General features: G+C 35.4%; 14 protein-coding genes. 11 read left to right on the forward strand and 3 right to left on the reverse strand.

Annotation, left to right across the window (positions count from 1 at the left end; genetic code table 11):
• Nucleotides 1-27: 27 nt before the first annotated feature.
• The 4 genes from porV (at nt 28) to KFZ70_RS07625 (ending at nt 4,627) form a co-directional block, all read left to right on the forward strand.
• Nucleotides 28-1,221 (forward strand): type IX secretion system outer membrane channel protein PorV, encoded by a 1,194-nt coding sequence (gene porV / locus KFZ70_RS07610; RefSeq protein ID WP_139697560.1) that lies wholly within the window; start codon nt 28-30, stop codon nt 1,219-1,221.
• 103 nt (nt 1,222-1,324) lie between these two features.
• Nucleotides 1,325-1,807 (forward strand): cytidine deaminase, encoded by a 483-nt coding sequence (cdd, locus tag KFZ70_RS07615; protein ID WP_139697559.1) that lies wholly within the window; start codon nt 1,325-1,327, stop codon nt 1,805-1,807.
• Between the two features lie 183 nt (nt 1,808-1,990).
• Nucleotides 1,991-2,989: a pyruvate dehydrogenase (acetyl-transferring) E1 component subunit alpha gene (pdhA, locus tag KFZ70_RS07620; protein WP_139697557.1), complete on the forward strand. Its 999-nt coding sequence runs from the start codon at nt 1,991-1,993 to the stop codon at nt 2,987-2,989.
• Between the two features lie 3 nt (nt 2,990-2,992).
• Nucleotides 2,993-4,627, forward strand: a complete 1,635-nt coding sequence (locus KFZ70_RS07625) for a pyruvate dehydrogenase complex dihydrolipoamide acetyltransferase (protein WP_139697550.1) — start codon at nt 2,993-2,995, stop codon at nt 4,625-4,627.
• Between the two features lie 77 nt (nt 4,628-4,704).
• Here the strand turns inward: KFZ70_RS07625 and KFZ70_RS07630 are convergent, their stop codons facing one another.
• The 3 genes from KFZ70_RS07630 to KFZ70_RS07640 all read right to left on the reverse strand — a co-directional run bounded on the left by KFZ70_RS07630 (nt 4,705) and on the right by KFZ70_RS07640 (nt 6,852).
• On the reverse strand, nt 4,705-5,181 hold the full coding sequence (locus tag KFZ70_RS07630) for a cupin domain-containing protein (protein WP_139697548.1): 477 nt from the start codon (nt 5,179-5,181) through the stop codon (nt 4,705-4,707).
• A 102-nt stretch (nt 5,182-5,283) separates the two neighbouring features.
• Nucleotides 5,284-5,676, reverse strand: a complete 393-nt coding sequence (locus KFZ70_RS07635; RefSeq protein WP_233244057.1) for a DUF4242 domain-containing protein — start codon at nt 5,674-5,676, stop codon at nt 5,284-5,286.
• 105 nt (nt 5,677-5,781) lie between these two features.
• The gene (locus KFZ70_RS07640; RefSeq protein ID WP_233244056.1) at nt 5,782-6,852 is read right to left on the reverse strand and encodes a nickel-binding protein; all 1,071 of its coding nucleotides are present in this window, start codon (nt 6,850-6,852) and stop codon (nt 5,782-5,784) included.
• Between the two features lie 166 nt (nt 6,853-7,018).
• Here KFZ70_RS07640 and KFZ70_RS07645 point away from each other — a divergent pair, with 166 nt between their 5' ends.
• Genes KFZ70_RS07645 through KFZ70_RS07675 form a run of 7 tightly spaced genes read left to right on the forward strand, consistent with a single transcriptional unit; the run spans nt 7,019 to nt 13,262 of the window.
• Entirely contained in the window at nt 7,019-8,035 is a 1,017-nt protein-coding gene (locus tag KFZ70_RS07645; RefSeq protein WP_139697545.1) for a M28 family peptidase, read from the forward strand.
• A complete protein-coding gene (locus KFZ70_RS07650; protein ID WP_139697543.1) occupies nt 8,028-8,711 on the forward strand; it encodes an SDR family oxidoreductase in 684 nt (227 codons plus the stop codon). Before KFZ70_RS07645 ends, KFZ70_RS07650 begins: the two co-directional genes overlap by 8 nt.
• A 13-nt stretch (nt 8,712-8,724) precedes the next feature.
• Nucleotides 8,725-9,360: an HAD family phosphatase gene (locus tag KFZ70_RS07655; RefSeq protein ID WP_139697541.1), complete on the forward strand. Its 636-nt coding sequence runs from the start codon at nt 8,725-8,727 to the stop codon at nt 9,358-9,360.
• 21 nt (nt 9,361-9,381) lie between these two features.
• Nucleotides 9,382-9,981, forward strand: coding sequence for a SprT-like domain-containing protein (locus KFZ70_RS07660; protein ID WP_139697672.1), 600 nt, complete (start codon nt 9,382-9,384; stop codon nt 9,979-9,981).
• Nucleotides 9,982-9,985: 4 nt separating this feature from the next.
• On the forward strand, nt 9,986-11,065 hold the full coding sequence (locus KFZ70_RS07665) for a mannose-1-phosphate guanylyltransferase (RefSeq protein WP_139697539.1): 1,080 nt from the start codon (nt 9,986-9,988) through the stop codon (nt 11,063-11,065).
• Between the two features lie 5 nt (nt 11,066-11,070).
• On the forward strand, nt 11,071-12,546 hold the full coding sequence (locus tag KFZ70_RS07670; RefSeq protein WP_139697538.1) for a DUF389 domain-containing protein: 1,476 nt from the start codon (nt 11,071-11,073) through the stop codon (nt 12,544-12,546).
• Between the two features lie 23 nt (nt 12,547-12,569).
• Entirely contained in the window at nt 12,570-13,262 is a 693-nt protein-coding gene (locus KFZ70_RS07675) for an SDR family oxidoreductase (protein ID WP_139697537.1), read from the forward strand.
• The last annotated feature ends 75 nt before the right edge of the window (nt 13,263-13,337 follow it).

Below are 13,337 nucleotides of genomic sequence, written 5' to 3' on the forward strand. Positions count from 1 at the left end.
TTATATTTGCTAAATAAACATTACTTCATGAAGAATAGATTTTTGCTGTTGGTAGCACTCGCTTTTATTTTTGAAATTCAGGCTCAAAATACTATTGTGCCAAATCCAAATGACTCCAGAGTTATTACAACTGGTGTTCCTTTTTTAATGATTGCTTCCGATGCTCGTGCAGCCGGTATGGCTGATATGGGCGTAGCAACATCTGTTGATGCTTTTTCGCAACAATGGAATGCCTCAAAATATGCGTTTTCTGAAACAAAATCAGGAATCGGTGTTAGCTACACCCCGTATTTAAGTAAACTAGTAAACGATATTTTTTTAGGAAATGTGACGTATTTTAATCGTCTAGATGAGCGTAGCGCGTTCTCGGTAGGGTTACGATATTTTTCTTTAGGAGAAATTGAGTTTGTTGATGGCCCTAATGATACGCCTCGAATTCAAAAACCGAGCGAAATGTCTTTAGATGCGTCCTATGCCTTGCGTTTATCTGATCAATTCTCCATGGCTGTAGGTATGCGCTATTTGCGTTCAAATTTAAGAATTCAAGGACTTGATGGTGATGCTTCAGCAGCCAATACCTTTGGTGTTGATATTACTGGGTATTACCAGAGTGAGGAAGCGGCTTATGCCGATTTTAATGGGCGGTGGAGAGCTGGATTTGCTATTCAGAATATTGGTCCTAAATTTAAATATGATGATGCTGGTCTTGATAATTTTCAACCAACAAATTTACGCTTAGGTGGTGGTTTTGACTTTATTTTTGATAGTTACAATAAAGTGGCGGTTACTGCCGAAATCACAAAATTATTAGTGCCTACACCACCAATTTTGGGAACTGAGGTAGATGAAGAGGGTAATACTGTGCAGGACAATGTAATCTATAAAGGAAAACCAAATGACGTTGGTTTTCTAAAAGGCATGTTTCAGTCGTTTGGTGATGCTCCTGGTGGTTTTAAAGAAGAAATGCATGAAATTACCTATGCCCTTGGTGCAGAATATTTATACCAAGACGCCTTTGCTTTTAGGATGGGATATTTTAATGAGCATGAAACAAAAGGGGCTAGAAAATTTTTAGCACTTGGAGCAGGATTTAAAGCCAATGTAGTAAATATAGATATTTCTTATTTGTTTTCAACCTCTAAAGTGCAGAGTCCGTTAGAAAACACATTGCGTTTCTCTTTAACATTTAATATTGGTGAAGGCGAGTACGTAGAATACTAAGGAGGCATTATGCTTCAAATAAAAAACAAAGAACTATTGCGATGGCAATAGTTCTTTGTTTTAAAGTGTTTGTTATCTTTACTAGGTCACGTAATAATAGCTTATGAAAGAAATTGAGGTTTCGTCCAAATTACAAGTATTTGAAAGCTTTGATGAGTTATCAGAGGAGGTAAAGAGTTTATTAGAAGAAGCCATCAGCGTAAGAAAGCAGGCTTATGCACCGTATTCAAACTTTTTAGTAGGCACAGCGCTTTTACTTGATAATGGCGAGGTGATAACAGGAAGTAATCAAGAAAATGCTTCTTACCCATCAGGCTTATGTGCCGAGCGAACAGCAATATATTATGCAGGATCTAAATTCCCTGAAGCACAGATTGTGCGTATGGCTATTTCAGCAGGATCAAAACACTCTATTACCTCAAAACCTATTCCGCCTTGTGGGGCTTGTAGGCAAGCTATAGCAGAGTATGAAGTAAAACAAAGCAAGCCTATAGAAATCTATTTTATGGGTGAAACGGGCACCATAGCAAGGTCTCATTCCTTGTCTAATTTATTGCCTTTTGGTTTTGACAAATCTGTGCTTTAATATTTAAAATCAAGTTCAATTTAATATATTTAAGTTTTTCAGATTAAAATTGTCAATTAACTAATCTATCTTAATTGAAGCTCTAATTTTCATATTTTTTTGACTTTAGGCGTGTTGGGTTTTTCCAGTAACGTACAAAATATTACTTTTGTATTTCGCTTATTAATAATACAATATTATTCGATGCAAAAAATCACAAAAGAGGTTTACCTCAAATGGTATGAAGACATGTTATTCTGGAGAAAGTTTGAGGACAAATTGGCTGCAGTTTATATTCAACAAAAAGTAAGAGGATTTCTTCACTTGTATAATGGTCAAGAAGCTGTTTTAGCAGGAGCTTTGCACGCTATGGATTTGACTAAAGATAAAATGATAACAGCTTATCGTAATCACGTACAGCCAATAGGTATGGGCGTAGATCCAAGACGCGTAATGGCAGAATTATACGGTAAAGCAACCGGAACCTCACAAGGACTTGGTGGTTCTATGCACATTTTCTCCAAAGAACATCGCTTCTACGGAGGACATGGTATTGTTGGTGGGCAAATTCCATTAGGAGCGGGTATTGCCTTTGGTGATAAATACCACGGCAGTGATGCCGTAACCTTATGTTGTTTTGGTGATGGAGCTGCAAGACAAGGCTCTTTACATGAAACGTTTAATTTAGCTATGCTTTGGAATTTACCAGTAGTATTCGTTTGTGAAAATAATGGTTATGCTATGGGAACTTCAGTGGAGAGAACAGCAAATCATGATGATATCTGGAAGCTAGGTTTAGGATATGAAATGCCTTCAGCACCTGTTGATGGTATGAATCCTGTGAAAGTAGCAGAAGCATTTGATGAGGCTATACAACGCGCAAGAAAAGGTGGTGGGCCAACATTTTTAGAATTAAAAACTTATAGATATAGAGGGCATTCTATGAGTGATGCGCAACATTACAGAACAAAAGCTGAGGTTGAGGAATACAAGAAGATAGATCCTATTACGCAAGTAAAAGATGTTATTCTTAAAGAGGAGTACGCAACAGAAGAAGAAATTAAAGCTATTGATAAGCGTGTAAAAGATCGCGTAGCTGAATGTGAAAAATTTGCTGATGAATCACCGTTCCCAGAAAAGAACGTTATGTATGATGTGGTGTATGAGCAAGAAGATTATCCATTTATTCAACACAAAATATAAACTATGGCAATAGTAGTAAATATGCCGCGTTTAAGCGATACTATGGAAGAAGGTACCGTAGCGGCTTGGTTAAAAAAGGTAGGAGATAAGATTGAAGAAGGCGATATTTTAGCTGAAATAGAGACCGATAAGGCCACTATGGAATTTGAATCTTTTAATGAAGGTACGTTACTTCATATTGGGGTTCAAGAAGGTGAAACTACAAAGGTAGATGAGCTTTTAGCTATAATAGGTGAAGAAGGCGAAGATATTTCAGGACTGTTGAATGGTGGAGGAAGCGCTACAACTTCACAGGAAAGCTCAACAGAGACTTCAGAGCCTACTGAAACCTCTGCTCAAGAAGAACCTGCAGAGGCAAATTCAACAGCGGCCGAATTACCTGAAGGCGTAATTGTAGTAACAATGCCAAGGTTAAGTGATACCATGGAGGAAGGAACTGTGGCAACATGGTTGAAAAAAGTTGGAGATACGGTTGAAGAAGGCGATATACTTGCTGAAATTGAGACCGATAAAGCTACAATGGAGTTTGAATCGTTCCAGTCAGGTACTTTATTAGAAATAGGATTAAAAGAGGGTGAGTCTGCAAAAGTAGATGAACTTTTAGCTATAATTGGACCAGCAGGGACTGATGTTTCTGGTGTTGCAGCTAGTTTTTCAGTGGGAAGTGCTCCGGCTAAAAAAGAAGAAGCTCCAAAAACAGCATCTCAACCTGAAGCATCTAAATCAAGTTCTGCGCCGGCAGCAACTAAGAAGAGCGCTCCAGCACCTACGCCAGTTACCGAAAACGGTAGGGTATATGTGTCGCCATTGGCAAAACGATTAGCAGAAGAAAAAGGCATAAACTTGACTAAAGTACAAGGTTCTGGAGAGAATGGACGTATAGTTAAGCGAGATATAGAGAATTATGAGCCTGCAGCATCAGGGGCTTCAGTTGGTAAATTTGTGCCAACAGGTCAAGAAGATTTTGATGATGTACCTAATTCACAAATGCGTAAGGCAATTGCTAAGTCACTAACTAAGTCGAAATTCTCAGCACCTCATTATTACTTAGCTGTTGAGTTTGATATGGACAATGCTATTGCGTTTAGAAGTCAGTTTAACTCTATTCCTGATACTAAAATATCATTTAATGATATGGTGGTTAAAGCTTGTGCGTTAGCATTAAAGCAACACCCTCAGGTGAATTCACAATGGTTTGATGACAAAATGCGTTTAAACAATCATGTTCATATTGGTGTGGCTGTAGCTGTTCCAGATGGATTGGTGGTGCCTGTAGTGAGATTTGCTAATGAGCAATCTTTACCGCAAATAGGTGCAGAGGTGAAAGAGCTTGCTGGTAAAGCTAGAAATAAAAAATTGACTCCAGATGAAATGTCAGGTAGTACGTTTACTATTTCTAATTTAGGAATGTTTGGTATTGATTATTTTACATCAATTATCAATCAGCCTAATTCAGCTATACTTTCGGTAGGTGCTATAGTTCAAAAACCAGTGGTTAAAAATGGACAGGTTGTTCCAGGAAACACAATGAAGTTAACACTAGCTTGTGACCACAGAACGGTGGACGGCGCTACAGGAGCTCAATTCCTTCAAACATTAAAAGGATACATTGAAAACCCTTTAACAATGGTTGTTTAAGGTTTAAAATATATTTATATGTAAAAAAAGCCACTTCAAATTTTGAAGTGGCTTTTTGTTTTTGAACGGCTTTTTAATCAATCTTTTTCTATAATAGGTTCTGCATTAAAAGGATCTTCTAAAGCAATAAACAACACACACGGACCTTTGTCAAGGCATTTTGCTTTATGAGGCTTATTGCTCGGTCCATAAAGATAAGAGCCTACCGTAGCAATTTGTGGTTCTTCATTTTCGTATTGAACTTCTAATTCACCAGAAATAAGAATCATGCGTTCGGGTGAATTATGGGTGTGATTAATTACTTCAGTATTCGGATTTATTTTAAAAAACAAATCTAAATTTGGTTGTTCAATAGCGCCATGCAGTAAAGTAAATGAGCAACCTGGAAAAAAATCAGGTGCTGGGTGCCATTTTAAATCTTTATGATCAACGGTATAAACTAATGATATTTCCTCTGAGTTTGTGTCCTTTTCTTGCGAAAAAGAATAAGAACCAATCAACAACAGTAAAAGAACTAATACGGGGGCTAAACAGGATTTTTTAAAAGCTTTCATTCATTTATTTTAGTTGGTTAACACTATAAAATAATATTTTTTGGTGAAATTTCATAATATAACTCTTAAAAAAAAAACACTTAAATATTGAAATATAGTTATTTAGCGATTTTCGGCCGTACTTGGATCAATAACATTTGCTACTTTTGATATAGTATTGGCTGGAAATCCGCCTTTTTTGGCATGTTCCCTTACAAGTTCAATGTCTGCTGCCAAGTAAACACAGTAAATTTTATTATCTGTTACAAAACTGTTAACCCATTTAATGGCTGGTCCCATATCATCTAATACTGAGCATGATGTTTTAGAAACACCTATTAGTTCCTCAGATGTTAATTGTCCTGCATTGGGTATTTCTCTTTCAATGACATACATTTGCAGGTTTGGAGTTGCAGCCTCTTCTCTAAGAAGTTCAGCTGCTGTTTTTTCTTGTCCCATAATACTTGATGTTGTTAGTAAAATACCTAAAATTAAAATTGACTTTAACGTTTTCATAATTCTTTGGTTTTGATTAATAGTGTTAAAGTTATGGTATCGTAAACCAATATATTAGGACAATTAATTCAAAGAGTTGAAGATTTCGTGCAATAGAGAGAAATTTTAAGATAGGTAGCCATGTATATATTCTGAAGGAAGTATGCCAAAATTGTTTTTAAAACATTTAGAGAAATAGGCAAGACTGTTAAAACCAGTTTCAAAGGCAATTTCAGAAATATTTCCTTTTTGACTATACAAGGCTTTAAGGGCTTTGTTTAATCGAAATGATCTTAGTAATATATTAGGCGATCTACCTGTAAGCGTTGTTGTTTTCCTGTAAAGTTGAGATTTGCTATAGCCTAAATCACGACTTAAAAAGTCTACTGTGATTTCAGAATTATTGTAATGTTCCTGAAAAAGTTTATGTAGCTTTAAAAGAAAGGTTTCGTCTTGAATCCTAAAATAGGTAATTAAATGATTCTTACAAATTCTATCTAAATGATGTTTGGATATTTGCTCATTAACATTACGGGAAATTACTAAATCGCCTTTTGCTAATTCACAAAGAGCTTGAGCTAAATTAATAGTGTCTTCAAATAAATTGTTTTTAGCCGTTACAGGATCACCCGTAGCCATACCAATGCTAAAGAAATTATGTATGTCATTAGGCTTAGGGTTAATAAATTTAGCATTTTGTACAATATTTGAAGCACAGTATAGCCCATCCTTTGCTGAGCTAAATGACGTTAAATAACAGTTTGTATTATTACTAATAATAACGCCATTAAATTTATTAACAAAAAGGTTAATGTTTGCATGAAGTGTTTGATACGCAGTATTGTGTGCTGTTTCAGTATGCGTAATAAGAGGCGTTTTTATGACCAATATAGTACGATGCGCAGAGTTCATGGGTGATATTTCAGGCTCAGGATCTTGAATGCGTCCTAAGAAAGATTTAACTAAACCAGCATCCACTTCAATGATTTTATGAGGTACTAGTCCATGAGCTTTTCGATGGAGTTCTTGCACAGCTTCCTTGTTTGGTGCTTCAATCAGGCAAAATACATTTTCGCGTTCTTCATCAATCCAATAGGTCATAACTTTACAATTAAACTCATTTTGATGAATTAAATCTTTTTTATGAGCTTTTGCTGCATCCTGAAGTTTTACTCCAGGCAAATCATGTCGATCCATGAAAATTGGCATTGTACGAAATTTTATTCAATTTAATGAATTTTTATTAAATGGTTTTATGGGTGTCTAGCATTTAATGGTTAAGGAATGGTAGAATTGAAGATAAAATGAGTGATTATTTAAGGTTCTTAGTAATGTTTTTTATCTTTAGCAATTAAATAAATATATGAAAAAAGTATTAGCAGTAGCTTGTCTTTGTATGGTGTTGAGCTGTGGCGGCCAAAAGAAAAGTTTGGTCTCAAGCTCAGGTCCCATAGAAAAAAATATTTCAGATAGCGTTCATGTTGAGCTTACAAAAAAAGAGATAAAATATGCTGAATTAGCTGATGTGAAATTCAGTTTAGAGTATCTAGCCTCAGATGAATTACAGGGAAGGAATACAGGTTCTGAAGGGATAGAGAAAGCAGCTGTTTTTATTGAAACCTTATTTAAGAAAAATGATATTAAACCCTTTTTTAAAACATATAGAGATTCCTTTCATGTAAAATCTGTTGTGGGTTATAACGTGGTTGGTTATATAGAAGGCAGTGATTCAAATTTAAAAAAGGAGTTTGTCATTCTTGGCGCTCATTATGATCATATTGGATTTGGAAAGCAAGTAGAAGGAGATAGCATTGCTAATGGAGCTAATGATGACGCCTCGGGTACCGTAGCTGTTTTAGAATGGGCCAAGTATTTTGCAAAATCGAAAACAAACAAACGTAGCATCCTGTTTACGCTATATTCGGCAGAGGAACTGGGTTTAAAAGGTTCTGAGCACTTAGCAAGTAGATTGAAATCTGACAGTTTAAACCTATATACCATGATTAATTTTGAAATGATTGGTGTGCCAAGGTCAAAAGATAAAACCCTAACTTATATAACAGGTTATGATTTATCTAATATGGCCGATAAACTTAATCACTATGCAGGTGAAGAGCTAGTTGGTTTTTTACCTGAGGCAAAACAGTATAGTTTGTTTAAAAGATCTGATAATTATCCGTTTTACCAAGCGTTTCATGTGCCAGCTCAGGCAATTTCGACTTTCGATTTTACAAATTTTGAGTACTACCATCACGTGTATGATGAACCTGATAAAATGGATTTCAATCATATGACAAGTTTTATAAATAAAATGATTCCGGCTATTGAAGGTATAGTAAATTCAGACGTGAAAGAAATTAAAATGAATGGCAATGAGTAAGCATGTAATTATTACAGGAACAAGTAGAGGAATTGGATTTGAGTTGGTTAAGCTGTTTGCTCAGCAAGGGCATGAAGTCTTGGCATTATCACGTAACGAAAAGCCTGTTCAAGCTTTGAATTTGGAAAATGTTACCTGTTTTCCTTTTGATTTAGGTAATGTTGCCGCTTATAAAAAAGTAGATGATTTTATACATAACAACTGGCAATCAGTTGATATACTCATTAATAATGCGGGCGCACTTTTAAATAAGCCTTTTTCAGAAACAGGCATAGATGATTTTGAAAACGTTTATAGAACAAATGTTTATGGTGTTTCAGAACTTACCCGTATTGTTTTACCCTTTATGAAAACAGGAAGCCATGTAGTGACCATAAGTTCTATGGGCGGGGTTCAAGGCAGTATGAAGTTTCCGGGTTTGGCGGCATATAGTTCAAGCAAGGCTGCTGTGATTGCCCTCACGGAATTGTTGGCAGAAGAATATAGAGATTCAGGAATATCATTTAATGTGTTGGCCTTAGGAGCTGTACAAACAGAAATGCTAGAAGAGGCTTTTCCCGGGTATCAGGCACCTACTACAGCTTCAGAAATGGCCGAATATATATTCGACTTCTCATTAAACGGAAATACATACTACAACGGTAAACTACTACAGGTTTCAAATTCTACTCCTTAATTTACTTCATCTTATGAAAAAGTACAAATGCATAATTTTTGACTGCGATGGTGTTTTAATTGATAGTGAAACCATTGCTATAGGTGTTTTGGTTGATATGGCCAATGCTCTTGGAGCAGATATGGATAAGCACGATTCATTAATCAGTTTAAAAGGAAAATCACTAAACCTGTGCATGGATTTGATTTCTCAGAAAATTCAAAGACCACTACCAGAGTCCTTTGAGCAAGATTATAGAGCCAATACCTTTAAAGCATTTAAAAAAGATATTCAGCCTATTACAGGTATTAAGGAGGTGCTTGAAAATTTAGAACTGCCCTTTTGTGTGGCTTCCAGTGGGCCAGAGAACAAAATTCGATTGAATCTAGAAGTAACAGGGTTGTTGCCTTATTTTGAAGGAAAAATTTTTAGTTGTTATACTATTCAAAAATGGAAACCAGAGCCAGATGTCTATTTGTGGGCCGCTAAAACTATGGGATTTCAGCCAGAGGATTGTTTGGTAATAGAAGATAGTTTGTCGGGCGTTTTGGGAGCTAAAAGAGGAGGTTTTGATGTTTTAGGGTATACCGAACACGATTATAAAAATGAACTAAAATCTGAAGCTCATGGTACTTTTAGTGACATGTCTACCTTGCTAGAGCTCATCTAATCCAGTGTATTTTTTAGTGTGATACAACATCAAATTCAAGATTACATACCTAAACAAGCCTTGCCAAAGGTTATTGAGCTTTTAAACCACGATAAGCTATCAGTAAAGATAAAAAGGGAGCGTAAAACACGTCATGGTGATTATAGGCGATTGCCAAATGGTAAACATGAAATTAGTATAAACTCAAATTTAAATGAGTTTCGTTTTTTAATAACTCTTATTCATGAAATTGCTCATTTTGAAGCCTATCAAGTCTATGGTAAGTTTATAAAACCTCATGGCAAAGAGTGGAAAATAACATTTCAGCATTTAATGTTACCGTTTTTAAACCCAGAAGTATTTCCTATTAGTTTGTTGCCATTGTTAGCCTTACATTTTAAAAATCCCAAGGCCAGTAGTGATACAGATATTAATTTGTCATTAGCCCTAAAACAATTTGACCAACCAAATAATAAAACGTATATTTTCCAGGTACCCATAGGATGTATGTTTAAAATCCATAATGGAAAAATATTTAAAATGGGAAATAAACGTGTTAAGCGTTATGAAGGTGTTGAGGTTAAAACAGGAAGAATCTATTTGTTTAATCCCAATGCTGAAGTAGAATTGATTGAAACATAAAATTATGAATAAAAATTATTATGCCATACTCATGGCAGGCGGTGTAGGATCACGATTTTGGCCAGTAAGTACACAAGATTTTCCAAAGCAGTTCCATGATATGTTAGGGACTGGAGATACATTGATACAAAAAACATTTCACAGACTAGCTGATTTAATTCCTAAAGAAAACATATTCATTCTTACCAATGAACGTTATAATGATTTGGTATTAGAGCAACTTCCAGAGGTAACGCAAAGACAGGTGGTTTTAGAACCGGCAATGCGAAATACAGCACCCTGTATTTTGTATGCCTCTTTAAAAATACAAAAAGAGAACCCTAATGCGGTTATGATTGTAGCGCCAAGCGACCATTGGATTGAAGACGAACAAACGTTTTCAAAAAATGTAAAACAAGCATTTGATTATTGCACAAATAACAATGCTCTAATGACCTTAGGAATTCAACCCACCTTTCCAAATACAGGTTACGGATACATTGAATTTGATAAAACGTCTACAAGCGACATTAAATCGGTAAATCAGTTTAGAGAAAAACCAGATTACGAAACAGCAAAGAGTTTTATTAATCAAGGTAATTTTTTATGGAATGCTGGTATTTTTATGTGGAGTGTAAAAAGTGTAGTGGAAGCATTTAAAAATAACCAACCCGAACTTTTTAAACTTTTTGAATCGGGTATGTCTGCATATAATTCAGATGAAGAAGTGAGGTTTATCAAAGAAAATTATCCTAAGGCTGAAAATATTTCTGTGGATTATGCGATTATGGAAAAGTCAAACAATGTGTTTGTAATAGCCGCAGAATTTGATTGGAATGATTTGGGAACGTGGGGTAGTTTATATGATAAGTTAAACAAAGATAAATCTGACAATGCAGTGGTCAATGCAAGAACGCTCACTGATGAAGCTACGGGTAACATGATTCGTACTAAAAAAAATAAAATCGCTGTAATTGATGGTTTGAAGGATTATATCATTGTAGATGAAGACGATATTTTGCTTATCTTTCCTAAATCAAAGGAACAAGATATTAAAAAAGTGCTCCAAAATGTAAAGCATAAATTTGGAGAACAATATGGATAAATACCATGAGCGAAGAAAGCAAATTTAACTTTTCTGAAGAAGAGAAGACAGAAGCTGATAAAATCAAGAATGTGGAAGCCACCAAAAAGGCTATGCAAGAAGATGCTAAAGGGCTTTTGCAAAATGTTCAGAAATTTTTAAGGGAACTTCTAGATTTTAGAGAAGATACCGATCGTGACGCAACGGTGCAAGCCATAAAAGGTGATATCTCGTTTAAGGGGGCCACAGCTTGGATATTAGTTTGTTCTATTTTCGTGGCCTCTATTGGGTTAAATGCCAATTCTACAGCTGTGGTTATTGGTGCCATGTTAATTTCTCCTTTAATGGGACCTATTTTAGGGGTTGGCTTGTCTATTGCTATTAATGATATTGACACCTTGAGAAAGTCGCTAATCAACTTAGCCATTATGATTGTGCTTAGTTTGCTTACGGCATTTTTATTCTTTTGGTTATTTCCTTTAAGTGAAGATACCTCAGAACTCTTAGGACGGGTGAGACCAGATATTAGAGACGTGCTTATTGCTTTTTTTGGTGGTTTGGCGCTCATTATTGCGCGTACTAAAAAAGGAACCATTGCTTCAGTTATTTTTGGTGTAGCCATAGCCACCGCTTTAATGCCTCCGCTTTGTACTGCAGGATACGGTTTAGCCAAGGGTAACTTTGTTTACTTTGGTGGAGCTATGTATTTGTTTACTATAAATACTATTTTTATTGCTCTAGCGACGTTCTTGGTCCTTAAACTTTTAAGATTCCCCATGCTGAGATATGCCAATTCTAAAAAAAGACAATTTATTTCTAGAATGGCAACATTGTTAGCTATTGTGGTTATGGTACCCGCTGTTTGGACCTTTTTAATTGTTTTAAAGGAGAGTAATTTTAAGCGAGATGCTATGAACTTTATTAGCAAAGAACTTTCTGAATTACCGCATGATGAATTTATAAGAAACAACTCATCCTATCAGTATGTTGATGATAAAACATCAACTATAGAAATAAATACGTTCGGACTGGATGAAATTCCTGAAGAGTCCATCGCTATTTTGAAAAGTAGATTGAAGGATTACAGTGCGCTTTCAAATACAGAACTGATTGTAAATCAGAATAAAACCAAAAATTTAGATAACATGCGCTATATGGAAGAATTACGTACACGTGATTCAATTGATCTGTTATCGCAATCAGCAAGAATAAAATACTTAGAGCGCCGACTCAGAGGTTTTGCTGGTATAGACAAAAACTATTCGTCATTTGATGCCTTAGCAGCCGAAATAAAAATAAATTACGAAGCGATTGAAAATATTTCTTATGCCAGTTTAGTTAGTACCGATTTCAAAAAGAAAGATACTATTTCTGTATTTTATTTGAAATGGGATACGAAAGCATCCAAAGAGAAGGACCGAAAAGAAGATACAAGGAAATTAGAAAAATGGTTAAAATTAAAACTTGATTTAGATACTTTAGTTATTCATAGAATGAATTAGCTATTACAAAAACTGTAGAGTCTATGAAAAATGTGGTTCTTGTTACAGGTGCCAATCGAGGTTTGGGTTTAGGGTTTGTTGAACACTATTTGTCAAAAGGCTGGTATGTTATAGGAACTTGCCGAAGTATAAAACAAGCCCATGCGCTTGAAGAACTTAAAAACCATTATAGTAATGACTTGCAAATTGAATCTTTAGAGGTTACGGATGAATCTTCAATTTCTAATTTTATTTGCCATATTCAACATTTAAAACTTGATTTAGTAATTAATAACGCAGGAATTTGCATTGAGGAACAACTTGGAAAATGGACCCTAGCGACGTTTACGAAAATCTTTCAGGTTAATACTATTGGAGTAGCTTTATTGTCCCAAGTGGTATGGCCTTTAATGCAGCCCAAATCTAAGCTTATTAATGTATCATCAGGGCTCGGGTCTATTTCACTTAATATTAGCCCTGAAGCAAATTTTGATGCTTATGCTATGAGTAAGGCTGCTCTTAATATGTTTACAGCACGATTGGCGGCTAAGTTAAAAAGTAAGGACATTTGGGTTGTGGCGATGAGTCCGGGATGGGTGAAAACGCGCATGGGTGGAGCGGAAGCACTTTTAACAGTTTCTCAGTCCATTTATAAAATGGCCAAGTTAATTGATGGACTAAACAGTGAAGATAGTGGTAAATTTTATTCAGAAGAAGGTGATCGTAAGCCTTGGTAAGTTTCAATGAGTTTTTACTTTTGGTTTCGATTTTTTATAATGATTTTCAATACATTAAAAACGTTTTTTAACCAT

The sequence above is a fragment of the Allotamlana fucoidanivorans genome, from assembly GCF_045788535.1.
GTDB classification, from domain to species: domain Bacteria; phylum Bacteroidota; class Bacteroidia; order Flavobacteriales; family Flavobacteriaceae; genus Allotamlana; species Allotamlana fucoidanivorans.

Excerpts from the sequence above, each read along its gene's own strand:
- porV (WP_139697560.1), top strand. The coding sequence starts at position 28 with ATGAAGAATAGATTTTTGCTGTTGGTAGCACTCGCTTTTATTTTTGAA.
- cdd (WP_139697559.1), top strand. The coding sequence starts at position 1,325 with ATGAAAGAAATTGAGGTTTCGTCCAAATTACAAGTATTTGAAAGCTTT.
- pdhA (WP_139697557.1), top strand. The coding sequence starts at position 1,991 with ATGCAAAAAATCACAAAAGAGGTTTACCTCAAATGGTATGAAGACATG.
- KFZ70_RS07625 (WP_139697550.1), top strand. The coding sequence starts at position 2,993 with ATGGCAATAGTAGTAAATATGCCGCGTTTAAGCGATACTATGGAAGAA.
- KFZ70_RS07630 (WP_139697548.1), bottom strand. The coding sequence starts at position 5,181 with ATGAAAGCTTTTAAAAAATCCTGTTTAGCCCCCGTATTAGTTCTTTTA.
- KFZ70_RS07635 (WP_233244057.1), bottom strand. The coding sequence starts at position 5,676 with ATGAAAACGTTAAAGTCAATTTTAATTTTAGGTATTTTACTAACAACA.
- KFZ70_RS07640 (WP_233244056.1), bottom strand. The coding sequence starts at position 6,852 with ATGGATCGACATGATTTGCCTGGAGTAAAACTTCAGGATGCAGCAAAA.
- KFZ70_RS07645 (WP_139697545.1), top strand. The coding sequence starts at position 7,019 with ATGAAAAAAGTATTAGCAGTAGCTTGTCTTTGTATGGTGTTGAGCTGT.
- KFZ70_RS07650 (WP_139697543.1), top strand. The coding sequence starts at position 8,028 with ATGAGTAAGCATGTAATTATTACAGGAACAAGTAGAGGAATTGGATTT.
- KFZ70_RS07655 (WP_139697541.1), top strand. The coding sequence starts at position 8,725 with ATGAAAAAGTACAAATGCATAATTTTTGACTGCGATGGTGTTTTAATT.
- KFZ70_RS07665 (WP_139697539.1), top strand. The coding sequence starts at position 9,986 with ATGAATAAAAATTATTATGCCATACTCATGGCAGGCGGTGTAGGATCA.
- KFZ70_RS07670 (WP_139697538.1), top strand. The coding sequence starts at position 11,071 with ATGAGCGAAGAAAGCAAATTTAACTTTTCTGAAGAAGAGAAGACAGAA.
- KFZ70_RS07675 (WP_139697537.1), top strand. The coding sequence starts at position 12,570 with ATGAAAAATGTGGTTCTTGTTACAGGTGCCAATCGAGGTTTGGGTTTA.